Origin of the sequence: Planococcus chinensis (assembly GCF_020071995.1) — a bacterium.
GTDB classification, from domain to species: Bacteria; Bacillota; Bacilli; order Bacillales_A; family Planococcaceae; genus Planococcus; species Planococcus chinensis_A.
The window spans coordinates 26,207-50,511 of the sequence record NZ_JABWTK010000015.1 but is presented as its reverse complement, the minus strand read 5'-3'; the positions used below and the strand labels follow the sequence as shown (position 1 = coordinate 50,511).

The 24,305-nt window shown below is 47.7% G+C and carries 19 protein-coding genes and 1 pseudogene; 5 read left to right on the top strand and 15 right to left on the bottom strand.

The genetic code is table 11. The features are described from left to right. The first annotated feature begins 57 nt into the window (after nucleotides 1-57). A complete protein-coding gene (locus tag HU147_RS17620; protein ID WP_224077415.1) occupies nucleotides 58-1,107 on the top strand; it encodes an acyltransferase family protein in 1,050 nt (349 codons plus the stop codon). 415 nt (nucleotides 1,108-1,522) lie between these two features. Here HU147_RS17620 and HU147_RS17615 read toward each other — a convergent pair whose 3' ends face one another. The 5 genes from HU147_RS17615 to HU147_RS17595 all read right to left on the bottom strand — a co-directional run bounded on the left by HU147_RS17615 (nucleotide 1,523) and on the right by HU147_RS17595 (nucleotide 7,786). Continuing rightward, nucleotides 1,523-3,346, bottom strand: coding sequence for an ABC transporter ATP-binding protein (locus tag HU147_RS17615; RefSeq protein WP_224077427.1), 1,824 nt, complete (start codon nucleotides 3,344-3,346; stop codon nucleotides 1,523-1,525). Beyond that, nucleotides 3,339-5,066 carry an ABC transporter ATP-binding protein gene (locus tag HU147_RS17610; protein ID WP_224077414.1) on the bottom strand — a complete coding sequence of 576 codons (1,728 nt, stop codon included), beginning with the start codon at nucleotides 5,064-5,066 and terminating at the stop codon, nucleotides 3,339-3,341. The genes HU147_RS17615 and HU147_RS17610 overlap by 8 nt, the downstream gene beginning before the upstream one ends. A 114-nt stretch (nucleotides 5,067-5,180) precedes the next feature. Next, entirely contained in the window at nucleotides 5,181-6,116 is a 936-nt protein-coding gene (locus HU147_RS17605) for a DMT family transporter (RefSeq protein WP_224077413.1), read from the bottom strand. Nucleotides 6,117-6,173: 57 nt separating this feature from the next. Continuing rightward, the gene (locus HU147_RS17600) at nucleotides 6,174-7,235 is read right to left on the bottom strand and encodes a copper resistance D family protein (RefSeq protein WP_224077412.1); all 1,062 of its coding nucleotides are present in this window, start codon (nucleotides 7,233-7,235) and stop codon (nucleotides 6,174-6,176) included. Beyond that, the gene (locus HU147_RS17595; RefSeq protein ID WP_224077411.1) at nucleotides 7,232-7,786 is read right to left on the bottom strand and encodes a copper resistance CopC family protein; all 555 of its coding nucleotides are present in this window, start codon (nucleotides 7,784-7,786) and stop codon (nucleotides 7,232-7,234) included. Before HU147_RS17595 ends, HU147_RS17600 begins: the two co-directional genes overlap by 4 nt. A 308-nt stretch (nucleotides 7,787-8,094) precedes the next feature. Here HU147_RS17595 and HU147_RS17590 point away from each other — a divergent pair, with 308 nt between their 5' ends. Beyond that, nucleotides 8,095-10,101: a bifunctional diguanylate cyclase/phosphodiesterase gene (locus HU147_RS17590; protein ID WP_224077410.1), complete on the top strand. Its 2,007-nt coding sequence runs from the start codon at nucleotides 8,095-8,097 to the stop codon at nucleotides 10,099-10,101. Nucleotides 10,102-10,125: 24 nt separating this feature from the next. Here the strand turns inward: HU147_RS17590 and HU147_RS17585 are convergent, their stop codons facing one another. From HU147_RS17585 to HU147_RS19610, 6 genes and pseudogenes are all read right to left on the bottom strand, one after another. Beyond that, nucleotides 10,126-10,593, bottom strand: coding sequence for a threonine/serine exporter family protein (locus HU147_RS17585; RefSeq protein WP_224077409.1), 468 nt, complete (start codon nucleotides 10,591-10,593; stop codon nucleotides 10,126-10,128). An 11-nt stretch (nucleotides 10,594-10,604) separates the two neighbouring features. Continuing rightward, nucleotides 10,605-11,360, bottom strand: coding sequence for a threonine/serine exporter family protein (locus HU147_RS17580; protein WP_224077408.1), 756 nt, complete (start codon nucleotides 11,358-11,360; stop codon nucleotides 10,605-10,607). 174 nt (nucleotides 11,361-11,534) lie between these two features. Continuing rightward, nucleotides 11,535-12,674, bottom strand: coding sequence for a zinc-dependent alcohol dehydrogenase (locus HU147_RS17575; RefSeq protein ID WP_224077407.1), 1,140 nt, complete (start codon nucleotides 12,672-12,674; stop codon nucleotides 11,535-11,537). A gap of 103 nt (nucleotides 12,675-12,777) precedes the next feature. Beyond that, complete coding sequence (locus tag HU147_RS17570) at nucleotides 12,778-14,925, bottom strand: beta-propeller domain-containing protein (RefSeq protein WP_224077406.1); 2,148 nt, start codon at nucleotides 14,923-14,925, stop codon at nucleotides 12,778-12,780. Nucleotides 14,926-14,983: 58 nt separating this feature from the next. Continuing rightward, entirely contained in the window at nucleotides 14,984-15,904 is a 921-nt protein-coding gene (locus HU147_RS19535) for a DHHA1 domain-containing protein (RefSeq protein WP_369075687.1), read from the bottom strand. A gap of 72 nt (nucleotides 15,905-15,976) precedes the next feature. Beyond that, nucleotides 15,977-16,189: pseudogene (locus tag HU147_RS19610) on the bottom strand (alanine--tRNA ligase-related protein); the annotation flags it as partial. Between the two features lie 194 nt (nucleotides 16,190-16,383). On the opposite strand from HU147_RS19610, the gene HU147_RS17560 reads away from it, so the two are divergent. Then, entirely contained in the window at nucleotides 16,384-17,301 is a 918-nt protein-coding gene (locus HU147_RS17560) for a diacylglycerol/lipid kinase family protein (RefSeq protein WP_224077404.1), read from the top strand. 600 nt (nucleotides 17,302-17,901) lie between these two features. Here HU147_RS17560 and HU147_RS17555 read toward each other — a convergent pair. The 3 genes from HU147_RS17555 to HU147_RS17545 are packed head-to-tail and all read right to left on the bottom strand — an operon-like array spanning nucleotide 17,902 to nucleotide 21,785. Continuing rightward, nucleotides 17,902-19,095, bottom strand: a complete 1,194-nt coding sequence (locus HU147_RS17555) for an acyl-CoA dehydrogenase family protein (protein ID WP_224077403.1) — start codon at nucleotides 19,093-19,095, stop codon at nucleotides 17,902-17,904. 22 nt (nucleotides 19,096-19,117) lie between these two features. Beyond that, nucleotides 19,118-20,284 carry a saccharopine dehydrogenase family protein gene (locus HU147_RS17550; RefSeq protein WP_263427912.1) on the bottom strand — a complete coding sequence of 389 codons (1,167 nt, stop codon included), beginning with the start codon at nucleotides 20,282-20,284 and terminating at the stop codon, nucleotides 19,118-19,120. A gap of 19 nt (nucleotides 20,285-20,303) precedes the next feature. After that, a complete protein-coding gene (locus HU147_RS17545) occupies nucleotides 20,304-21,785 on the bottom strand; it encodes an aldehyde dehydrogenase family protein (protein ID WP_224077401.1) in 1,482 nt (493 codons plus the stop codon). A gap of 253 nt (nucleotides 21,786-22,038) precedes the next feature. On the opposite strand from HU147_RS17545, the gene HU147_RS17540 reads away from it, so the two are divergent. After that, nucleotides 22,039-22,911 (top strand): MerR family transcriptional regulator, encoded by an 873-nt coding sequence (locus HU147_RS17540; RefSeq protein WP_224077400.1) that lies wholly within the window; start codon nucleotides 22,039-22,041, stop codon nucleotides 22,909-22,911. Further along, complete coding sequence (locus HU147_RS17535; RefSeq protein WP_224077399.1) at nucleotides 22,904-23,059, top strand: hypothetical protein; 156 nt, start codon at nucleotides 22,904-22,906, stop codon at nucleotides 23,057-23,059. The genes HU147_RS17540 and HU147_RS17535 overlap by 8 nt, the downstream gene beginning before the upstream one ends. A gap of 23 nt (nucleotides 23,060-23,082) precedes the next feature. Here the strand turns inward: HU147_RS17535 and trhO are convergent, their stop codons facing one another. Further along, nucleotides 23,083-24,045 (bottom strand): oxygen-dependent tRNA uridine(34) hydroxylase TrhO, encoded by a 963-nt coding sequence (trhO, locus tag HU147_RS17530; RefSeq protein WP_224077398.1) that lies wholly within the window; start codon nucleotides 24,043-24,045, stop codon nucleotides 23,083-23,085. Between the last annotated feature and the right edge of the window lie 260 nt (nucleotides 24,046-24,305).

The window sequence follows — 24,305 nt, the reverse complement described above, 5'->3', positions numbered from 1 at the left end:
ATGCCTAAAGCTTGGGATATACTGAATTGGTTAGTTTTATATTCGGAGGTTATCGTCTTGGCAAAACAACGTTTAACTTGGGTGGATATTACAAAAGGGTTTTTAATGATTTTGGTTGTTATCGGCCATTTTTCCGGTCCGATGCCCACAGAGTTTCCGCTCGTTAAGTACATCTATTGGTTCCATATGCCGGCATTCTTTTTGTTAAGCGGCTTGTTCTTTAAGCCGATCACTGACAATCAGCAATTAAAACCGGCTATCCAAAAACGCTTTATGCAATTATTGGTCCCATACATATTCTTTTTATTGTTGCTGACGTCCATTAAATACGGCATGGCGATCGGCGAAGGCACATTTACCGCGGCATTCCTAAGACAGGACCTGATTGAACTGGCTGTCGGCGGCCGTTTTCTCCGCGGTGAACACGGGGTTTTCTGGTTTGTCACCGTGATGTTTGCCACTTATCTCCTGTTCTTGTGGATTACGCGATTTAAGCGGTCCGTCCAATTGATGATGTTGGCAGGCTGCTACATCCTAGCTCAACTTGAAGGAAATTTTGCGATGAGCCTGGCGAGTGAACCCGATGCAGCTTCCATGCAGATTCCCATGCTTTGGAATTTGGACGTTGCGCTGCTGGCCGTTGTCTACTACGCCATCGGCTATTACTTGAAATCCTTCTGGATGAACATTCCGAAGTACGCCATTGCAGCGGCTGCGGCCATTTCGCTTGTGGCTGTGTCGGCTGACCGGGCCGGTTGGATCGATTATCATTTGAGCATGAAGTTTCTGCGCTACGACCATTTCCTGCTCGACTTGGTCATCCCGCTTTCCTTTACGCTGCTCGTGGTCGGCGTCTTTCAACTATTGGCAGCCAAAGCCACTTTCCCGTGGCTGGTGAAAATTGAAGAGCATTCAATTTCAATCATGTACCTGCATATCTTTATCGGTTTCCTGGTTGAGGATTTCCTGCCATTCAATTTGTTCACTTATACAGCACTTGGTTTATTGGTCCCGATTATGCTGTCAATCGCCATTCCCAAAACCATTCCGCTTGGCGAGATCCTGCTTGGTCGATTCAAGCCAAAAACACGCATGCAATTGCATTAATGAAAAAAAGGCTGATCCGTTTTCGGATCAGCCTTTCGTATGTAGACAAAAGAATGTTTATGCTTGAGAGATGAATGAACATCCAACCAGACGTGCTGGATCCTCCGTTTCAGCCGGACGCGTTCCGCGGGCTCGCACCGAACTAACTCGGAACTGGCGTCCCGAGTGGATTTCGGCACTTCGCTGTCCCGCTGGAAAGGCATTGGCCGAAGCCTGCGAGGGCAATCCTTTGCGACGAAGCTAGCGCAGCGATGCAGGAGCAGCGATCTTTTCAGCGACGAGGAGACTGAGGCCGAGCCCACGGAAAGCGAAGTGGCCGGGCCGGTCAGGTTTATGCATATGCATTCATTTCATTTAAACTTTGTTTACAGTCTGAAGGCTGATCCATTTGCAGATCAGCCTTTTCCATTTCCTTTTATAATTTTGCATCCGCCAGCATATTGGCGTAGATGCCGCCGCTGTCGATCAGTTGTTGCTGGGTACCGAATTCCACAAGTTCCCCCATTTCCATAACCAACACGAGATCAGCTTGCCGCACGGTATTCAAGCGATGTGCAATAACAAAGCTGGTTCGTCCGGCCATGAGCCGTTCGAGTGCTTCCTGGATTTTCAGTTCGGTCACGGTATCGATGCTGCTTGTCGCTTCATCGAGCAGGAGGATGACTGGATCAGCCACCAATGCCCGCGCAATGGATAATAATTGCTTTTGTCCTTGGCTGATCATCGACCCGTCGCCTTTCAGGATTGTATCGTAGCCATCCGGCAGTTTGACAATAAAATCATGGGCATTCGCTTTTTTCGCGGCTTCGATGATTTCTTCGTCTGTCGCATCCAAGCGGCCGTAGCGGATGTTTTCCCAAACCGTCGCCTCAAACAGGAACGGATCCTGCAGCACAAAAGCAATCTGCTTGCGCAGGGTTTCGCGCGGCATGTCTGCAATCGGTGTGCCGTCCAGCCTGATTTCGCCTTCGTTGGCATCATAAAATCGGGCAAGCAATTGCATGATGGTGGTTTTTCCCGCACCAGTGGCTCCGACAAGGGCCGCTGTCTGGCCGATTCCGACGCTAAAGCTGACATTGCGGATTGTCCAGTCTTCCTCCGCTCCTTCATACTTGAACGATACATCATCAAATTCGACATAGCCCTGCAGTTCTTTGTCCGCATTTTGGATTTCATCGTCTTTCTCTTCAGTTTCCCCCATGATGGAGAATACGCGCTCTGCTCCGGCAATCGCCGACAGCACGGTATTGAACTGGTTAGCTAAGTCATTAAGCGGGCGCGTAAACTGGCGGGCGTATTCCGTGAATATGACAATGACGCCAATGGAAATATCGCCGTTCAATGCCAAAAGTCCACCGGCTCCTGCTACAATCGCAAAACTGCCGTTGTTTAAAAAGTTCATGACTTTCGGGATAAACCCGGAATACGTCCAAGCCCAGAATCCGGTTCTCTGGAGGCGCTCACTTTTCACCAAAAACTCATCCATGACCCGCGGTTCCTGGGAAAAGGCTTTAATGATTTTCTGTCCTGAAATGCTTTCTTCGATCAAGCCGTTCAATTCACCGATCGCTTGCTGCTGTTCCTTATAGAGGCGTCCGGTTCTTTTCGTAATCCACCGCATGGCAATAAACATCAGCGGAATGATGATCAATGTCAGCAACGTCAATAACGGGCTCAGTATCAGCATGACGATCATCGTCCCCGTCAGCGTCAGAACGCTCGAAAACACTTGGATAAACGAGCTGTTCAATGTTGTCGAAACGTTCTCGATGTCATTGGTCATCCGGCTCATCAACTCGCCGTGCTGCCGCTTATCGAAGAAGGACACCGGCAGCCGCTGCAAATGCTTGAACAGCCCTGTACGCATCCGGTAAATCACTTGCTGGGCAATGCCAATCATCCAATAGTTCTGCAAATACATCGTTAAGGAGTAGCCGATATAAACTAGGATGAGCCAAAGTACAATCGGGCCCATCCCTTCAAAGGTTTGGGGCACGATGTAGTGGTCAATGATGTACCCGATCAAGTAGGGGCCCAGTAATGCCAGCGCCGAACTGATAAATACCATAACCAGCACGGTGACCAGCAGCATTCGGTGTTCATCGACCAGTTTCCAGATCCGCAGCAAAGTGGACTTCCAGTTTTCAGCACGCTCTTGTTTTTTGGGGGCATCTTTCGCCAAATCTTCTTTCTTTATAACCGGTTCATAGCCAAATGGCCGCCGAATGGCATCAAACATATTCATCCACCTCTTCCTCTTGCTGCGAAAGCGCTATTTGCCGGTAGAGCTCCGACGTTTTCATCAGCTGTTGGTGTGTGCCGTACGCTGAAATTCGGCCTTCTTCCATCAACAGAATGCGGTCCGCTTTTAAAGCCGTCCGGATTTTTTGGGTCACCACAAGCATCGTGGCATTTTCGCGTTCAAGCTCTTGCCATAAAGCCGCTTCTGTTTTCACATCGAGCGCACTTGTGCTATCATCCAGGATCAGTATCGACGGCTTTCGGACTAGCGCCCGGGCAATGGACAGCCGCTGTTTCTGACCGCCCGACAAGTTAACGCCTTTTTGGCCGACACGGGTTCCATAGCCCTTTGGAAACCGCTCCACTGTTCCGTGGATTTGGGCTTTCACCGCTGCCCCTGCCAGTTCTTCCTGCCTTGCCTGTTCTTTGCCCCAGGACAAATTATCGGAAATCGTTCCGGTGAAGAGAAGAGACTGCTGTGGAACGACGCCGATCGTTTTCCGGAGTGCCCGCAACGACCAGCTTTTCACATCACGGCCATGGATATAGACGGTTCCTTCCGTCGCATCGTAAAAGCGGGGAATCAGCTGCAGCAGCGAAGATTTGCCGGAACCGGTCGCTCCCATGATCGCCAGTTTTTCATTGGGATTCATTTTAAACGAAATGTTTTTCAACACAGGATTTTCTGTCCCTGGATAAGTGAAAGAGACGTTTTCAAATACCACTTCGCCCCGGCGGATTGCCTGCTCTTCGCCCGCTTCTTCTTTTTCGCGGACATCGTCAGCCACCAGCACTTCTTCAATCCGTTCGGAAGAAGCTTTCGCACGGGCATAAGCCATAATAATAAACGAAAACATCGAAAAAGCACCGGTCATGCGCATAGCGTAATTGATAATTGCGACCAGTTCTCCAATTTGGGCGCCGCCCTGCCGAATTTCCGAAGCGCCGAACCAAATAACTGCCAATAATGACAGGTTCATGCCGAGCAGCAGAATCGGCAAAATGATTTCCATGACGCGGAGTGCTTTGACCGTGTCCATCTTCAACGACCCGGCTACTTCTGAGAAACGGCCAGACTCGTATTTCCCCCGCAAATACGCTTTAATTAAGCGCACTGCTTGCAAGTTTTCCTGAATCATCCGATTTAAGCGGTCAAGCCGCAACTGGACAAAACTGAAGTGAGACACGCCTTTTTTGACCATAATGTATAAGAAAATTAATAAGACCGGAAAAACAATTACCAAATAAAGCGCCAGCTTGGCGTTCACCACAAGCGCCATGACCATGCTGCCGACAACGAGCAGCGGAGCGCGGAGCATGATGCGCAGCCCCATGAACAGCACTTGCTGCACCATTGTGACATCACTCGTTAAGCGTGTGATCAAGCCGGATGCTGGAAACTTGTTGAATGTGGCGAGCGAAAAAGACTGGATGCGGCCATAAACCGCTTTGCGCAAATCAAAAGAAAAACTTTGCGACACGTGGGCCGCATAATAGGAATTAATGATCCCAGCGACAAAAGCAAGCCCGGACATGGCTACCAGTACAAGCCCATACTGGATGATCCGTTCCTGGCTCCCGGCAAGAATTCCGTCATCAATGATTTTTGATATGACAAGCGGCTGAAACAACTCCACTGTCAATTCCAAGAGCATAAAGAATAATGCGATTATGATAAGCCCTTTATATGGCTTGGCGTAAGAAAAGACAGTTTTCACCTGGAAAAACCCCCTAAGAATTTCGAAACACGAATCTTTTATGTTGACTATTATGCCACAATTCTCTGACAACAGACAGTTTTATTCCCTGAAAAAAAGAAAAAAAGCAGCACCTTAAGAGGCGCTGCTTTCGGAATATCCCGCTTTCTTTTTTTTCGGTTTTACATTGCCGGCGAGAGACAGCCAAGTGACAAACACAAGCATGATCAGTGCCCCGCCGAGTTGCGCGGGTGCTAGTAATTGCTGGAACCAAAACACTGAAATGACCATGGCCGTCAATGGTTCAACAGAAGAAAGAATGCTCGTTTCCACCGGAGAGATAAAGCGCATGCTGCTCAAGAACAACACAAACGCCACCGTTCCGATAACGATGATGGCCGCCATCGCCCAAATGGCACGGACATCCTGGAACTTCGTCCATTCCGAAGAAAGGAATATCGGTTTGGCAAGCCCCATAAACGCTCCGCCAAAAAGCATCGACCAGCCGACTACCAGCATGACGCCCCATTCCTGCATCAACCGCGCCGGGTAAAGCGTGTAAAACATAAAAGTCAGTCCCACAAGGATACCCCAAAACAAGGCTTCTCCGCTGATTGCCAGTTTATCCAGCGAGCCGTTTGTCAGCAAAAGAAACAAGCCGATCAAGGTTCCTGCCATGCCGATGATTTGGTAGGACGGCGGGGATTTTCTCTGGCGCAGCGAGACAAACAGGATAATGTAAACCGGGGCAAGAAATTGCAGCAAGGTCGCGACGACTGCATCACTCGCTTCAATTGCCGAAACAAAGGTGTACTGAACGCCGAGCATGCCGAAGACAGCAAAAATCAGCAATGGGCGAGTCCAGATCCTTCCTTTGAAAATGGAAGTGATCTGCACGCCTTTTAATTTTAAAAAGCCGAGCAGGAGCAAGCCGGCTAGTATCAAGCGAACTGTCGATAAAAACTCCGGAGAAAATCCGAAGGTGCTGAGCGACCATTGCATCAGCGGCCCTGTCGCTCCCCATAGCATTGCCCCGCTTATAATCATGGCAATCCCTTTAACACGATTCATCGAATCTCTCCTTTCACCGAAAATACCTCTTCCTTTATTTGAATGGTTCCAATCATTTTAAAAAGCTATATTCAGCATTAGGCCGGCATAAACCGCCCCTACAAATATGAGTCCGAACAGCAAAGACAGCCAAGGCGACAATTTCTTTCTATAGCCCAGTACCATCAGGCCGAGACACATCACGCCGATGGCAATCAGCAAAGCACCATTCAAAGAAAAAGCAAAAGACCCGTCGATTGGTATGTATTGCGGTCCTTTCAGCAGTTCGATGAAAGGCGCCGCCCCTTCAGAACGGAGCGTGTCATTGATGTCGTGGGGCGGTGCTTCTTTGCTCATAAAAGCTGTCCAAGTAAAGACCAGCAAAATCAACAAAAATTCAACTTTCAGCCACGCACGTTCATAGACGCCTTTTTTATTCAAAAACCCATTGATCAAAGCTGCGGCCAGTATCGGAATAATTGTCAAATGTTTCAGCAGCAGCATCTGGCCATAAGGCAATACCCACGACTTCGCATAATCGGCAGGCGTAACAAAGAACAGCATAATGACTACGCCGCTGATAAACAAAGCCGCTAAACAGGCAATTGCGAACGGCGTGAACCAGGCAGTGAATGGCTTCCAGTTCGAGCCGTCATGTGCGAGCCAAGCTACGTGCAGCAGAACGCCGATCCACAGCGACATGGAAAGAAAATGTAGAGAATGGCTAAAAAACCCGGCCCATAAATTCAAGGTAGAAACATGGCTGAAAAAGCCGACAATCAAAACCAGAGCGCCGGTATAATAAGCACGCATATGCGCTGACCCGTTGTAATAAACCGTCAGGCCCAACAAAATACAAAAAAGCAAAGTGAGGACCCAGCCGTTCCCAATACGAAAATCCATCAAAACCCGGAAAAACGTGCTGAACACTTCTTGGCCGCCGCCTAAAAACACAACCAATTCAATGACCGGAGCCAAAGAAAACAGTGAAACCCCCGCAACACTTAGCAGCTGCAACCTTCTGGAATCGGGAATTTTCGGTTTACGTTCTGCTGGAACAAAACCTAAAACAATGGAGCCAATCATATAGGAAAACGCCAGATACAACAAGACATCCGAAAACACGGTAAAAAAAGTCATGATTTTTTCTTAAGAAGCTTGTACAAACTGAAACCGATTAGTACAGCTGCCGCCAGGAGAAGAACGGTCGACAATAAACCGCTGCCTTCATCAGTTTCATTCGCTTCGGAGCTTTCTTCTTGTTGTTCCGTGGCCAAATCTTCCTCCGCTGCCAGCTCGTCTTCCGCTGTTTCGTTTTCAGCAGGTTCTTCTTCAGCAAGCTCTTCTGCTTTTATCCCAAATGGCACTTGCCCTTCAATCGGATGGCCGTCTTCCCCTATGATTTTCCAGGTAATGATGTACTGGCCATTCGGAAGCCCTTCTTCCAAGGAACCCGTCATGACATTATCATTTATAGAAATATTTTCCACGTCATAATTTTGTTCAGGGCCTTCTAATAACATGGAACTTCCTTCTTCAATAACTGTGCCAAAAACCAACTCTATTTCTTCTGGCTGGACTGGCAACACTTCACCTTCCGCTGGAGTAGACGACGTTAGTGTAGTGTGTGCTTGTGCTGAAAGTGGTGTTAGCAACATCAAAAATAACAATAAAGTGATAGTTTTATTCATTTCTTATTACCTCTTCTTTCATTTCTCTCATTATTTTCTTTTTTTCTTCCACCATTCTCTCACGGCTGATAAAATAAGCATAGTGAATATCTGTTAAATTTTATTTACAATATTTTGAAAAGGATGACTATCTTCCTTTTCTTCTTTATAATGGAAATAAAGAGAAAATTCAGTTGGTAAATTTCTCTTCAACCGACGGACTGTGAAATGGACCTGCCGGTCGTTTGCGGCCGTAGCTCTCCTGTTTCAAGAAGCGGAGCTTACTGCCTGTTGAAGCAGGAAAAACTATGGAAAAGGAGCGTTATGGAATGAGTGAATTGCAAGACCTACTATCGAATAATCTCGTTTTCAACCACATCCCTTTTCCCATTATCATTATGGACAAAGACGGGCTTGTTGTATGGTGCAACCGCCATGCGGAACGCGTTTTCCAAGTCGAATCAAGTTCCATCAAAGGGCAACTTTATCCTTATATGAACCCTGAAAAAGCTGCACTTTATAAACATTCTTGGGAAACGATTTTACATAGCAAAGAACCTATCCGGTTTGAAGATGTGGAAGTTGGCTTGGGAACCGGCGGACATACATATACAACAATCGTCACTAAAGCGTTTGCCGCAGACGGCGAACAGTTTATCATGTCTATTTTTGAAGTGGATGAAGTGGATGAAGAAGGCTCAGCAAGCAGAGAATTGAATAGCTTGCGAAACGGTCTGGACGACTCGTTCATGCTTTTGTATTTTGATGAAGAGTTTCTGATTACGTATGCCAACCCTCTATTTTTAAAATTGAGCAAATGGACGCCCAAACGGATTCTCGGCAAACCGATCTGGCAAATGTTCGGCGAAGCCGGGGAAGATGTTCATTTTGTTGAAACGCTGACCGCAACGCTGAAAAACGGCAAGGTCTGGAATGGACAAGCCAAGAAACTGAAAAAAGACGGCGACGTCTATTGGGTGGATTTAACCGCCATTCCCATGCAGGTCAAAGGCGATGACACCTATTACATTTTCCTGGAGAAAGACATTACAGCCTCCAAAAATGCGCAGCATCACTTGGAGGCCATCGCTTTCATCGATCCCATTACGGGCCTCGAAAACCGGCATCGCCTGGAACAAGTGGTCAATGAATTCATTGAAGAACGCAAGCATTTTTCTTTTGTGTACATGGATATTGACCGTTTCTACACGCTGCAGGATGTTTCGGATACGGATACCGAAAACGAACTTCTTGTCGAATTTACGAAACGTTTGCGGATGTACTTCTCTGACTCGATCATTACCCGGGCAGGTTTGCACGAATTCGCTTTGGTGACACCGCTCAGCAATTGGTTTATTGAAGGCTTCCTTCATTATTTGCAGCAGCATCCCATCTATATGCACGGCACCGCAATCCCATTGACCGTCAGCGGCGCCATTACGCGTTATCCCGAAGACCAGCAATCGTTTGTCCATTTGATCAAGGCTTCGCATGCGACAATCAAAAAAGTGAAAGAACGCGGCGGCAGCGCCATTTCCGCCCTTACTTCCGATGACCACGAACGCCTTAACCGAACTTCCCTTATTGAACGGCGCCTGATCCATGCGCTGGACCGGCGCAACCTGCGTCTGCTTTACCAGCCTCAAGTCAATTTGAGTACCGGCAAAGTGGAAGGCGTGGAAGCGCTCGTACGATGGGAAGACTCGGAAATTGGCATTGTGACGCCGGATGAACTGATTCCAATCGCTGAAGAAAGCGGCATGATCCATGAAATCGGCAAATTCGTGCTTGAGACGGTCTGCGCTCAACAGCAAGAATGGAAATCGCGCGGCATCGATTTGAACGTCAGCATCAACTCTTCGATCCGCGAATTCCGGGACAAGGACATGGCAAAAGTTTTCCTGGAACAGCTTGCACTGAACGAAGGAGTGGCAAACTCGCTGACAATCGAAATTACCGAGAAATTCGCCTTGGAAGCTGAAGCGGAGCAATCCATCATCAAACAGATGAAACAACTCCACCAAGCCGGTATTTCTTTCTCGCTTGATGATTTCGGAACCGGCTATGCATCGTTCCGTTATATGCTCTTGCTGCCCATCTCCAGTTTAAAGATCGACCGGGATATTATCCAATCGATTACCAAGCAGGAAAAAATGCAGAAAATGATCAAAGGCATGATCCAATTCGGCAAGAGCTTGGATTTCCAGGTAACCGCTGAAGGCGTTGAAACCAATGAACAGCTTGAACTGCTTCGTGCCATGGACTGCGATATCATCCAAGGCTATATTTCCGGGCGTCCAATGGAAGCCCATGATCTGGAAAAGTGGTTGAATTAATTTAAAATCGGTATGGCCCTGGCATTAATCCGGGGTCATACCGATTTTTCGTTGTATCCGCTTTGCTTGCTGCTTAAATACTGCTTGCATCAGCACTTCCGCAAAGACAAGCCCCATCGCGACAGCCCCTGAAATCATCAAAGCTTCAGAAGCGAATTTTATAGCTTCCAGGTAATTGTTTTCCACAATATTCCGCATGGCATTGTACGCCTTGCTTCCTGGAACCAGCGGAATGATGCCGGCAACACTGAAAATGATCATTGGCATCCGGAACTTCTTCGCCAATAAATGGGCAACAAGCGCCACGCCGAACGCACCGGCAAAAGTCGCCTGGACGGGATCGCCCAGCACAAGCTCGTAAATCCGGTAAATCAGCCATCCTGTCATGCCGACCAAACCACAGCTGATTAAGGTGCGGCGCGGTGTATTGAAAATGACGCCAAAAGCACCGGCCGCCAGAAAACTAAGAAACGCCTCCAATGGCCAATTCATCCAATCTCCTCCTAAAATGATAATACAAGGGCGATGCCGCCCCCGATGGCAAATGCCGTCAAGAATGCTTCTGCCCCTTTCGACAAGCCGGAAACAAAATGGCCGGCCATTAAGTCACGCACGGCATTGGTAATGAGCAGACCCGGAACCAGCGGCATGATCGAGCCAATAATGATGGTGTCCCTGTCAATCCCAAATCCGGAGTAGACCGCTAATATGGCCAAGATCCCAATTGCAAGAGATCCGATAAATTCAGCAAAAAACTTTACCCGGGTTCTTTCCAAAATCGTTTCCACGATAATATATCCCGTACCTCCAAAAACAAAGGCAAACGGCAAATCGTTCCAGCTGCCGCCAAGCAGTATTAAAAAACAGCCGCTTGCTGTGGCAGCTGCCAGGATTTGCAGCCAAATATTAAATTTATAATTGTTTTGGTCGATTTTTTCCAGCTCTTCATAAGCCTGCTGAAGCGTCAATTCCATCGCAACCAATTTTCTGGAAACCGCATTGACCAGCGCTACCCGCTCCAAATCGGTCTGGCGCGCATTGATGCGGACAAAACGAGTCGGAAGTTCATCACTCGGAGAAAACATGATGCCGGTCGGCGTCACAAAACAATGGGAGTTCGTCATTTTTTGGGAAACCGCCATCCGGATCATCGTATCTTCCACCCGATAGGTTTCCGCTCCATTTTCCATCAATATTTTACCTGCTAGCAAAAAACAATCCAGGGCAAGCTCGCGCCTTGTTTCTCCAGTTTGAACCACTTGCTTTCCCCCTTAGCTTTTATCCCGTTTTAACGGACAATCAGTGGAAGATTAGCGATCCCCCACTGAAAGATTTTTATTTTATTCCTCATGATAGCGTATTTCGCCAAAAAATTAAACGCCCCTGAATTACAGGGGCGTTTAATTATACGATATTATAACATACTTTCAGCTTTATGGTTTCAAGACGACCTTCGTGCAATCATCTGTGTGGTCATTGAAGATTTGGTAAGCGTCGCTCGCTTTTTCGAGCGGCATGATGTGGGAAATGATTTCACGCGGGTCAAACTCGCCGTTTTCGATTTTTTCATAAAGCATCGGCATCAAATGAATAACCGGCGCCTGGCCCATTTTCATCGTCACATTGCGCTCAAAAATATTACCAAGCGGGAATTGGTTATATTTTAGTCCGTAAACCCCTGTCAATTGAATGACACCAAATTTGCTGACAGCGTCTTTCGCAATATCGATTGCACTTAACGTTCCGCCCTGCAGCATCAATTTCTGCTGGATCGCTTCAGCTGTAGATTTCTTGCCGTCCATTCCGACACAGTCGATGACTACTTGTGCGCCGCCGCTTGTGATTTCGTGGATGAACGCACCCATATTATCGTGCTGTGTGAAATCGAATACTTCTACATTGTTCATCTTTTTCGCCAGTTCCATGCGGTAAGGAATTTCATCGACCGCAATGACGCGTTTCGCGCCTTTCATCCAGGCGAACTTCTGGGTCATCAAGCCGATTGGCCCACATCCTAAAACGACAACAGTGTCGCCTTGCTTCACCCCTGCGTTCTCAACACTCCACCAAGCGGTCGGGAGTACATCCGATAAAAACAATACCGATTCATCTTCAAGTTCCGATGATTCCGGAATAACGAAAGGCATGAAATTCCCATAAGGTACGCGCAAATATTCCGCTTGTCCGCCCGAATAGTCCCCGTAGCGCTCTGTGAAGCCAAAGTATCCGCCAGTATCGAAATGCGGATTGCCGTTTGAATTATCGCACTGGCTCTCCATGTCATGGCTGCAATAGAAGCAATGTCCACAGCTTACGTTGAACGGCAGTACAATGCGGTCGCCTTTTTTTACTTTGGTCACTTCAGGCCCTACTTCTTCTACGATTCCCATTGGTTCATGTCCGATTACATAATCTTTTCTTGCAGGCAACGCTCCTTGATAAATATGCAAATCAGACCCACAAATTGCTGTCGATGTGATTTTGACGATAATATCATCTTTTTTCTCAATTTCCGGATCTTTCACGTTTTTCACTTGCATATCTTTTACGCCTTGAAAAGTTACTGCTTTCATCCATATCCCTCCGTTTTTTCAGAATACTTTCCTTCTTCCCTGTTTCCGCTAATGGAAAACGTCATAAAAAAAACAGGCGAAGAATTTCTTCGCCTGTTTCCGCTTAATAGCTTAAGGTATTCAATAAACCGAAGGTATCGGTTTCGTAACTTTTCACTTCGCTGTTCGCTACAGTAAACAAGGTATCGCCGATGGAAAGGATGCGCTGGACACTGGTTTCCCAGTCTTCATATGGCATATCAGCTTTCGCTATCAAATTAGCCTTCTCACTGATGCCTTCCGGGGTGATGCTATAAATCATCGCTCCTTGCGCTTCAAAGTTAACATTGCCGCCCGCGGCTTCTTCATACATTGTCACCGGGAAGCCGAATAGATCCGATTCCGGATGGACGAATAAAGCTTTGTGATCGTATTGCAGCGGTGAATAAGTGCCGCGGCCTCCGATGATTTCCGTATCCTTTTCCTTTGGATTGGCGAAATCACTGACATCAAACAAGGAAATTTTCATGCCTCCTGTCACGACAAGCGGTTCCCCGTCTTTGACAGGTTCCAGCTTGGTGTCGGAGCCAAACCCGATTAAATGATTTTCATCCAGAGGATGCAGATAATTCGAGAACCCCGGAATCTTCAGTTCACCAAGGACTTTCGGAGAAGACGGAACCGAGACGTCAATGACGAATAAGGGATCCGTTTCTTTGAACGTCACCATATATGCCGTATCTTCGATAAAGCGGGCAGAATAGATCCGTTCACCTTTAGCCAAATCTTCTACAGATCCCACTTGCTTCATGCCGCTGTCCAAGATAAACAAATGGTTTTTGGAAGGTGCAGCTTCATCCCACGCTACGCCTTCAGTCGTCACGACCCGGAAATGCCCATTGTACTCATCCATTGAAAATTGGTTGAGGAGCGTTCCGGTTACTTCACTTGATGCCTGGAACTGGACATCCGTTCCGTTCAGCATGAACTTGAAGATTTCCGTATTGGCGAAATGCGGCATCCAAATGGCCATGCCAGCATCCCCTTCTATGTTCTGTTCATCGATCGGCATATAATGCGAAGCGGTTAAATACAGCGATTCTTCCGTCATATACAGCTGCTCACTGCCGCCTAAAAAGCCTTTTGTCACAACGGTGTTTTGCTCAGGCTGCGACAAGTCAATGGCCGTTATGATGCTGTAGCTGCCTTCCATTGACCCCGGCAGGATAGAGATATTCTCAAAAGGCATAGGCTGAAGCTCCCCAACTCCTTCGGAATCATAGGTATGCGGCCGCAATTCGCCATTGTCCTGCTCTTCAATCGCCCAAAAATCAGGATACACATTGGTGACGTAATACAAAATGTTATTGGTCAGGCGCGCATTATTTAAATTGCCTTCTGTGCCGAATTCACGGAGTTCCTGCGGCGCTGTCGGATCCGCGATGTCGTAAAGATAAACAGAAACCAGGCCGATATGCGATTGGTAATTTCGGATTGTGCCTTCAAACGGAATGGCTGTATAACGGCTTCCAAGTACAATCAGTGTATCGCCCGATATAAACAACTGCTGCGGATACATCTCCTGTTCGAATTTGATTTCGCTTGCGACGCTCATGGCTTCCGGATTGCGGACATCTGTGATGAGAACCCGGGAATCGCTGATCGAGTAGATGTAGGAACCGTCCGTTTTCACTAAATCGGCTTCATCCACTCCTTCCACCTGATTATTGGTGGTTGAATGTTCGCCCCCGCTTTCTACTCCTCCGCTGGTTGCGCTGCTGTCGGCGGACTCTTCCGTAACGCCGCCTTCGTTGTTGAACATGCCAGGCTGTTCGTTATTTTTCTGCAGTTCCAGCAATTGGGTAAAATAAGCTTTCAGTTCTTCCTCGTTTGCCAGCGTTTTGATTTCTTCCTGGACACTGAACGCCACTTCTTTTACATCGAGTGACTTTAAGAAATCCCTCTGCAGTGCTGACTTTTTGATATGAAGTGTGTAATTGCCGGTCGGAATCTGGGGAATCTCAATTGTTTTTCCGTTTGGATGGAGTGCCATCTCGACTTCAACCGGCTCCCCGTCTTCATCCGTCAGATACAAATCTCCTCTTTGGATGGCTTCCGGATCGAGCGCTGAAGAAAAGTTTGCCCGCCATCCTTGTTCCGCCAAAGCAATGGAAGATGCACTTACCGATACCTTATCGTTCATCCAAACAAACGACAACGCAATTGCTGCAATGGCCGCTGCAATCAATAGCCAAATACTCCTTTTCTTCATATTCGCCTCCGCCTTTCAAACCGCTCTTTTCCCATTAGACAGGAAATAACGGAAAAAGTTACAGAATTCCCTGGATATTTTTCAGACTCGATTGAAAGGTTTGGAAAAACAAATCAGGAGCATGTACTGTTTTTCCGCCGCCTTGCGCCGACTGGGCATTGCCGCCGCCTTTCCCATCGGTCAACTGAAGAAGTTCCTGTAAAACATCTTTCATATTGCCTTCCGCTTCTTCGCCTTTTGCACAAACAAAACGGATACTATCGTCTTCCGTGATCAAAAACAGCAGCACTGCTGACGGATGATTGGCAATCGTTAAGCGCGCCAATTGCTGTACTTCTTTCACCGGACGGCCGGAAAAAACTTGCTGAATGAATCCGGTGCCGTTCTCGGGCTGAATCATCTGCGCTTCTGCTTCGAGCAGTTTTGTCCGCAGTTCTTTCATTTCCTTATCCTGTTCCGCTTTTTCATGCAGCAGTGCATCGGCTGCGGTGGGCAAATCAGTCAGTGGGGCATTGAGCTTTTGCACCAATACATTGGTCTGATCAAGCAGCAAATCGAAATGGTCCATAGCCCGGTTTCCACATAAGAAATACAAACGCGTGCCGCCTTTCGCTTTTTCTGTCCCGATGATTTTAATCATTCCAATGTCTGCTGTATTTTTGGGGTGGGTGCCGCCGCAAGCGTTCAAATCGACCCCGTCGATTTTTACCAGCCGAATATCCCCGGTTACCGCCGGCGGTTTTCTTAATTCCATCGTCTGTGCTTGACTCTCGGAAACCCATTCCGTGGAAATCGGCAGGTGCTTCCGGATGACGTCATTTGCGGCCCGTTCCGCTTGCTGCAGCTGGCTCTTGGAAATCTGCGGTGCATTTAAATCGATGGATACCCGCTCTTCCCCTAAATGGAAACTGGCTGTCTTTAACTGATGATAGTCGTCCAAAACAGCACTTAAAACATGCTGTCCTGCATGCTGCTGCATATGGTCCCACCGGCGATTCCAGTCAATTTCTGCTTTAAAGCTTCCTTCTGGCAGCGGATCCGCCGTGTAGTGCCGGATTTCATCTTCCACACTCTGCACATCCAGCACCCGCACTTCACCAATATAGCCAGTATCGGACGGCTGCCCGCCGCCTTCAGGATAAAAACAGGTTTGATCCAAAACGGCATAAGTTCCTTTCTCGTCTTCGCCGCTTGCAATGATGCTGACAATTGCCTCTGAAAGTTCCGAATCCTCGTAATAAAGTTTTGATGTCATAACAATAACCCTCTTTCTTTTTGAATAGCTCCCTCTCTTTAGTTTACAGGGAACGGATTAGTGGAAAATAATAAGTGAAAAAAGTTTTGATCAGTGGAACGATTTGTCCTCCTGATTATTCTTTGGTGCAGCGAAACCACGCTTGGAAAGGCGGGTATTTTTCTGCCCTGTACGTAACAGTTACCTACTAGGAGGGTTTACGCATGCCAAGATTTGAGCGTTCGGTTTTATTGTATAACGGCGCAGCAGGTGCGTCTACGAGTGAGACAGTTCTTCCTTTGGCCGTTCCGGCTTTGGCCAAAGCATCCAAAAAACTGGAGCTGGTTCAAACCCATTCAAAAGAGGAATTTGAAGAAGCCTGCAAAAATGCGGCCGACACAGCGGATGTCCTCTTCGTGGCTGGAGGGGACGGGACAGTCCATACCGCTGTCCAAGTATTGTCCAGCCTGGAAAAAGCCCCGGTCCTCGGTATTCTTCCGAGCGGAACCTGCAATGATTTTGCCCGTACACTCACCATTCCGATGGCACTAGATGAAGCGGCAGAAGAACTGATTGAAGGCGAAGTGAAAGAAATCGACTCCGCCCGGATCAACGATCATTCATTCTTGAATTTTGCCGGCATTGGGCTGATTGCGGATGCGTCGATGAACATCGACCCGGACTTGAAAGATCGCTATGGAAAATTAAGTTATTTCATGAGCGCCCTTCAAACCATGCGGCAATCTGAAAACTTCTCGATTTCCATGGAAATCGATGGCGTTCACTACATGGAAGAAGGTGCCGCCGTGCTGATTATGAACGGCAAATCGATCGGCACCCACACCTTCCCACTCAGCACCATTGATCCTGCCGATGGCCTGCTTGATATATTCATCATCCAGACGCCGTCCATCGCCGCGATCCGCGAATGGTTTTCACTGTCACAGCCGGATGTTTCACCTGAAGAATTAGACCACATCACGCATCACCAAGGAAAGCATATTGTCATCCGGACTGAAGACGAAATGGACGTCGATACGGACGGTGAAATTTACTTGAAGACACCGGTCACGATTGAAATCCAGCCGAAGAAATTGGAGATGCTGGTTCCAAGAACGCCGGAAGAAACTGCAATTTCATAAAAAGCACAGGAAAAAGGGCTGTCCAATAAGTCGAGTAATAGACTTATTGGACAACCCTTTGCTTCTAAAAAAAGATGTGGTAATACTATTGCTCCTGTTTCTGCATCGCTGCGCTAGCTTCGTCGCAAAGGAGTTGTCACATATTACTTTTGGGACAACTCCAGCTTGTTGAGAAAGATATAGAAAAAATTCCCCTTAGAATATCTTCGATATTCCGCAAACCAGCTGCGCTTGCCGCGGGCGAGCGCCAAGCCTCCTCAGGTGCTTGCGCACCTTGCGGGGTCTCGGCTGTCTCGCTTTCCCGCAGGCGTCTCCGCTGGTTTGCTCCATATCGAAGGAGAACAATGAATAAATAACATGCCGACTCGTTCACTTTTTATAATAAAAGTGAACTTTATTCAAAAAGTGAACGGAATGAAGCGGAAAGTGGCGACTCCTGCGGGAACAGCACGAGCTGAAGACACTGGACTGAGCGTAGCGAAGGAAGCGGCTGAAGCCGGGCCCGCGGAAAGCGTCCACTTGGAGCGAAATGACTTAGAGAATGGAATGTTTCTCGACAGCCTGGAGTTGTCCCAAATTACTTTTGAGACAACTCCTTTCCTATTCTCCAAATGGCCACTTCGGCAGCATTCGGTTCAGTTTTTTGTCTTCCCGTTTGCCGAGCACGTATTCGGCCTGCATGATGGTATGGATTTCCCGGGTGCCTTCGTAAATGACAGGCGCTTTGGAATTCCGGAGAAAGCGGGCAACCGGATATTCATCGGAATAGCCGTATGCACCGTGGATCTGCACGGCATCGTCTGCCGCTTTGTTGGCAAAATCGCAAGCTTGCCATTTGGCCATTGATGTTTCACGCGTATTGCGCAGACCTTTGTTTTTCATTTCACCGGCGCGGTAGACGAGCAGCCGGCTCATTTGGAATCCAGCCTCCATATTGGCAATCATTTGCTGGACCAATTGGTGTTCGCCGATCGGTTTTCCGAAAGTCGAGCGCGAATGGCAGTATTTTACGCTTTCTTCTAAACAGGCCATAATCAATCCGCAAGCCCCAGCTGCTACAGTAAACCGGCCGTTATCAAGCGAAGCCATGGCTATTTTAAATCCTTCGCCTTCTTCACCCAATCGGTTTTCCGCCGGAATCCGCACATCATCAAAAAACAATTCGCCGGTATTGCCGGAGCGGATGCCGTATTTGCCTTTGATCGCCTTAGACGAAAAGCCTTCGCGTGTCCGTTCGACGATAAAGGCACTGATGCCATTGTGCTTTTTCGCTTTATCGGTATACGCAAATACGATAAAATGGTCGGCTACGTCACATAAGGAAATCCAAGTCTTCTGGCCGTTCAGTATATAGTCATCGCCGTCCCGCACAGCTGTAGTGGAAAGGGCCGCTACGTCCGAGCCTGCGCCCGGTTCCGTCAAACCGAAAGCCCCTATCTTTTCTCCTTTCGCCTGCGGCACAAGAAACTGCTGTTTTTGCTGCTCGCTGCCCCATTGCAAAAGCGTCATGGAATTGAGGCCGGTGTGGACAGACACCGCTGTGCGGAATGCGGTATCCCCTCTCTCCAGTTCTTCGCAGACTATCGCCAGCGCGTTATAATCCATTCCGCTGCCGCCGTACTTTTCCGGGATGCAAACGCCCATCAGTCCAAGGTCGGCAAGCCTTTTCCAAAGACTCTGATCAAATCCACCGGTTGCATCCCATTCGGCGATATGCGGCAGGATTTCATCGTCTACAAATTGCCGCACGGTTTTCCTAAGCAATTCCTGTTCCTGTGAAAATTCAAAATCCATCCCATGTTCCCCCTTTTTCTTCTCAGCTTTGATAAGCAGAACGATGTATCGTTTCGTGAATTTCTACTCCGCGTTTTGCCATTTCACTAATATATTCATCCCCAGGTACGATAAGCTCCGGCGGAATCGCTCCCCGCTTTTCGATAATGCCGTTGCCGATCATTTGAGCCACAACGGAAATCGTATAAGCGGTTGCACGCGCCATAGCTGTCACTCCGGTTTCAGGATCTTTCATGGTCACCATATTGTATTCATAGGTCAGCTCATCTTCGCCGCTTGTCCCTGAAACCTGGACGCGGAGCAAAACGGCATCCTGCTTGTCACCGAGTTCGGTGATCGGCGTCAACACTTCACGCAGCACATCACGCGGCTTAATGGCAACTCCGTTTACCATTACGGTCTTATCCCGATCGGTAAAGCCAAGGTCCACAAGAATGCGGAACTTTTCTGCATGGCCTTTATAGCGCAAAGTTTTGTATTCCAGGGTCTCCACATCACTGAACGTGTCGATCAATGTCGACGTGCCTCCGGAAGTATGGAACGCTTCCAGTTCTCCGAATCCTTCAAATTCCACCGCTTCGATTTCGGACAAAGAAGCAACTTCTTTCACTTCTCCCTCCCGGATTACATGGGATGGATCTGTATAATGGTCAAAAACCCCTTCAAGTGAGAACACGTGATTGTATTCGATCGGCGGTTCAGGTTCTACCGGTATGCCGCCGACAAACAACTTGATTTCCCGCACTTCATCGAGCTTTGCTGCACCGTGCCCGGCTAGAATATTGATCATTCCAGGCGCTACGCCAAGGTCGGGAATTAGGGTAACACCTTTTTTCTCTGCTTCTTCGTGCAATGCCAGAACGGCATCCGTCGCTCCGCCGATGTGTCCACCCAAATCGACGTAATGGACGCCGCATGAAAGCGCGGTTTTAGCCGCTTTTTCATTGAATGTGTAAAATAAGGCATTGATCACGACATCGCCTTTCGAAATGACAGCTGCCAGTTCCAGATCGTCATTGGCATCCAGATAAAGTACTTCCAGCTTGTCGCTTTCGACATAATCCTTGAAAAGATTCGCTTGTGTGATATTCATATCAGCCAAATAAACCTTCTCCACCGTGCTGCTGGCGATTAGATCACCGGCTGCTTGCTTGCCCATCAACCCTGCTCCCAATACAACGACTTTCATATCCCTCTCCCCTTCCCAATCAGATATCATTATCAATTTGTGCACGCTGCAATTTCCCGCTGAAATCCACATAGACGCTCTTCCATTCCGTGAACACATCCAGTGCAGCCACTCCCGAATCCCGGTGGCCGTTGCCTGTCCCTTTCGTTCCCCCGAACGGCAGATGAATTTCTGCGCCAGTGGTACCGGCATTGATGTAAACGATGCCGGTATCCAAATCCCGCTGCGCTTTGAACACACGGTTTACATCGGCAGTATAAATCGAACTCGATAAGCCGTAAATTACGCCGTTATTGACTTCGATCGCTTCTTCAAAACTGCCGACTTCAATGATTGAAATGACCGGGCCAAAAATTTCTTCCTGAGCTATCCGCATATCCGGTGCAACGTCGGTAAAGATAGTCGGCGCGTAATAATGTCCTTTGTCATGCGGTGCTTCTTCAAGGATTTTGCCGCCCGTAAGCAGAGTAGCGCCTTCTTCTTGCCCGATGCCAATATAGGAGTGGATTTTTTCCAACGCCCCTTTATTGATCACCGGTCCGACTTTCACCGATTCATCCAAACCATCGCCAATCGTCAAAGCTGAAGTTTTTTCCAGCAGCAAATTCTGCAGAGCCTCTTTCACGTCTTTATGGACGATTACCCGGCTGCAAGCTGTACAGCGCTGCCCGGCAGTGCCGAAAGCACTCCATAAGATCCCTTCCACCGCCAGTTCCAGGTTTGCATCTTCCATAACGATGACGGCATTCTTCCCGCCCATTTCAAGCGAGACTTTTTTCAGATTCCGTCCGCCGGCTTCCGCCACTTTCCGCCCTGTTTCCGTAGATCCGGTAAACGAAATGACTTTAATGTCGGGATGTTCGATCATGGCTGTTCCCACTTCAGAACCCGAACCAAATACGACGTTCGCAACTCCAGGCGGCAATCCGGCCTCTTCGAATATTTTCGCCATTTCATAGGCCATCATCGGTGTCTCAGTGGCGGGCTTCCAGATGAAAGCATTGCCTGCCACAATCGCGGGAAACGACTTCCATGTCGCAATTGCCACCGGAAAGTTCCAAGGCGTGATCAGTCCGACTACGCCAATGGGTGCACGAACACTCATCGCAAATTTATCGGCAAGTTCGGACGGCGTCGTTTCCCCGAATAACCGCCGGCCTTCTCCTGCCATATAATAAGCCATATCAATTCCTTCCTGCACTTCCCCGCGTGCTTCTTCGATCACTTTCCCCATTTCTTTGGTCAATACTTGTGCCAGTTCTTCTTTCTTTTGTTTCATCAAGCGCCCAATTTCATATAAATAGTCCGCCCGCTTGGGAGCTGGAACTTTGGCCCACTTTTTCTGTGCTGTTTTTGCTGCCTGGACGGCGTCATCGACTTCTTTCGCTGTCGAAAGTTGAACCTGCGCCAACTCTTCCCCATTAGCGGGGTTCAGCACATTCGTAAATTTTGCATCCGGATTTTCGTGCCACTGGCCATTTACGTAATTGAATAACTTCATTCCCATTTCCCCCTTTAACCTCAATACTGAAAACGCTTTCATTTTCATTATTTCATATTCTCCATAAAATCTCCAGGAGTTGTTAGAAATATCTGTCTTTTAACTATATTCTCTGTCAAGGTGTCGGGACCCTGTCTATTTTTGTTAATAGTTCATCCACCTATGAAAAAGGTGCTATTTCGCAGTAAATCATTGATATCTATTGACACTGACGGTGCGTCATAGTCTAATCAATAATGAAGAGGTGATTTACTTGTATAAAGTACAGGAAGTGGCAAAGATTGCAGGAGTCAGTGTCCGCACGCTCCATCATTACGACAGTGTCGGCTTGCTGAAACCGTCCAACATCGGTTCCAACCGGTATCGTTATTACAACGGAGAAGATTTGAAATTGCTTCAGCATATTTTGTTCTTTAAAGAACTGGGCTTTTCGCTGAAGAAAATCCAGGAGATTGTGGCAGAAGGATTTGATCCGAAGTTCGCTTTGGTTCAGCACGCTGAACTCTTGGAAAAGAAAAAAGCGCGAATGGAAAAATTGATTCAAAACGCGGAACGGACCAAACGGGAGCTTGAAGGTTTGGAAACTCTATCCAATAGCGAGCGTTTCGAAGCATTTTCCGCTAAGAAATCGGATGACACGATTGAAAAGTACAAATCAGCAGCAATGCCAGAAGCAGAAACTCCAGTTCAATCTGCTGGTGCTGAACATGCAGCGCAAGTTGACGATTTGGAAATCGCAGCAGCCGCAACGCCTGTTGAGGAAATTGCAGTGGAAGAAATTGTTTTGGATGTACAAGAACCGGCTGCGGCTGAAGAGCCGAAGCTTGAAAAAGAAGAAGAGGATTTGGAAGAAATCAATCGCGAAGGCAACCGGATTTACAATGCTGTAGCGTCATTGATGCACCTTTCCCCGGATGCTCCCCAAGTGCAGACTGAAATGAAAGCTTATTACATATTATTGAACCGCTTTTATGATTGCACCCCTAAAATGTTCCGGGGGCTTGCTGACTTGTATGCATCGGACAGCCGCTTTGCCAAAAATATCGACCAGCACGGCAAAGGCTTGTCAAAATATTTAAAAGAAGCGATGTACATCCATGCAGAAGGCATGCAGCAGCATGCGTGAATTGATTGGCCCCTGCAGCAACTGCGGGAAAGACATTTATTGCCGTGACGGATTTTTGGACGGTGTTTATGTAGATGGAAAGCTGCTCTGTTTTGAATGCACAGCCGAGCAAAAAGAAGAATCGAAAAACGAAAAAAAGCTGCCCTAGACAGGCAGCTTTTTTCTCTTCAATTAAACTTCAGTCGTTTCTTTCAGGGCATCCAAACGTTCTTGGACTTCAGCACCTGTCAAACCGTGTTCAAATGCATAGCGGTTGCGCGGGTGTTCGCGGCACTCGTCTGAGCATGAACGCATGTATTTGTGTTCGTTTTCTTCAGAAGCCAAAATTTTCTTGTTGCATTCCGGATTTGCACAGTTTACGTAGCGTTCGCAAGGTTCGCCTGTAAAATGGTCTTTCCCGACAATGACATGCTCCACTTGGTTAACTGGAACAGCAATACGCTCATCAAAGACGTACATTTGTCCATCCCAAAGCTGCCCTTTCACTTCCGGGTCTTTTCCGTATGTCGCGATGCCGCCGTGCAATTGAGCCACATCTTCAAATCCTTCTCTTTTCAGCCAGCCGGAGAATTTTTCACAGCGGATTCCGCCTGTGCAGTAAGTCAGGATTTTCTTGCCTTCAAACATTTCTCTGTTTTCACGGACCCATTCCGGTAAATCACGGAAGTTTTCAACATCCGGACGCACAGCGCCGCGGAAATGGCCCAAGTCATATTCATAATCATTGCGTGCATCAAGCACAATGGTATCCTGATCCTGCATGCGTTTATAGAATTCTGCAGGTTCCAGGTAAGTTCCAGTCAATTCGTGCGGATTGATGTCTTCTTCCAATCCCAAGTGAACGATTTCTTTTTTCGCACGTACATGCATTTTTTTGAATGCATGGCCATCTGCTGCATCAATTTTAAAAACGATATCCGCAAAACGTGGATCGCTTTTCACCATTTCCATGTATTGCTCTGTTTGCTCAATTGTACCGGAGCATGTACCGTTGATTCCTTCTTGGGAAACCAGGATACGGCCTTTTAATCCGATTTCCTTGCAAGCTGCCAAGTGTTCAGCTGCAAAAGTTTCCGGATCTTCGATCGGTGTGTATAAATAATAAAGTAAAACGTTGTGTGTATGATTTTGCATGAATCATACCCCCTATTCTTCAATTTGTTTCATAAGTCCTACTGACTTCAAAAACCTCAATCATTTTACAATAAAACACGGCAAACTTCAACTTTTGCGGAATTGAAAAAACAGCTGTATTGAACAGCTGCTTTATATCTTTCAGGGCTAAACAGGCGCTTTCACTTTTCTTTCGGCCAGTTGCGGCGCCCAGCCCCTCGAGGTCGCTTCGGTCTTTCGGTGATGGCAAAAAACGCCATCTCCTCAAGTCCTCCAGCGCT

Coding starts and splice junctions, on each gene's coding strand:
- HU147_RS17615 (WP_224077427.1), bottom strand. CDS start 3,346: ATGTTTGATGCCATTCGGCGGCCATTTGGCTATGAACCGGTTATAAAG.
- HU147_RS17605 (WP_224077413.1), bottom strand. CDS start 6,116: ATGAATCGTGTTAAAGGGATTGCCATGATTATAAGCGGGGCAATGCTA.
- HU147_RS17600 (WP_224077412.1), bottom strand. CDS start 7,235: ATGACTTTTTTTACCGTGTTTTCGGATGTCTTGTTGTATCTGGCGTTT.
- HU147_RS17595 (WP_224077411.1), bottom strand. CDS start 7,786: ATGAATAAAACTATCACTTTATTGTTATTTTTGATGTTGCTAACACCA.
- HU147_RS17590 (WP_224077410.1), top strand. CDS start 8,095: ATGAGTGAATTGCAAGACCTACTATCGAATAATCTCGTTTTCAACCAC.
- HU147_RS17585 (WP_224077409.1), bottom strand. CDS start 10,593: ATGAATTGGCCATTGGAGGCGTTTCTTAGTTTTCTGGCGGCCGGTGCT.
- HU147_RS17575 (WP_224077407.1), bottom strand. CDS start 12,674: ATGAAAGCAGTAACTTTTCAAGGCGTAAAAGATATGCAAGTGAAAAAC.
- HU147_RS17570 (WP_224077406.1), bottom strand. CDS start 14,925: ATGAAGAAAAGGAGTATTTGGCTATTGATTGCAGCGGCCATTGCAGCA.
- HU147_RS19535 (WP_369075687.1), bottom strand. CDS start 15,904: ATGCAGCAGCATGCAGGACAGCATGTTTTAAGTGCTGTTTTGGACGAC.
- HU147_RS17560 (WP_224077404.1), top strand. CDS start 16,384: ATGCCAAGATTTGAGCGTTCGGTTTTATTGTATAACGGCGCAGCAGGT.
- HU147_RS17555 (WP_224077403.1), bottom strand. CDS start 19,095: ATGGATTTTGAATTTTCACAGGAACAGGAATTGCTTAGGAAAACCGTG.
- HU147_RS17550 (WP_263427912.1), bottom strand. CDS start 20,284: ATGAAAGTCGTTGTATTGGGAGCAGGGTTGATGGGCAAGCAAGCAGCC.
- HU147_RS17545 (WP_224077401.1), bottom strand. CDS start 21,785: ATGAAGTTATTCAATTACGTAAATGGCCAGTGGCACGAAAATCCGGAT.
- HU147_RS17535 (WP_224077399.1), top strand. CDS start 22,904: ATGCGTGAATTGATTGGCCCCTGCAGCAACTGCGGGAAAGACATTTAT.
- trhO (WP_224077398.1), bottom strand. CDS start 24,045: ATGCAAAATCATACACACAACGTTTTACTTTATTATTTATACACACCG.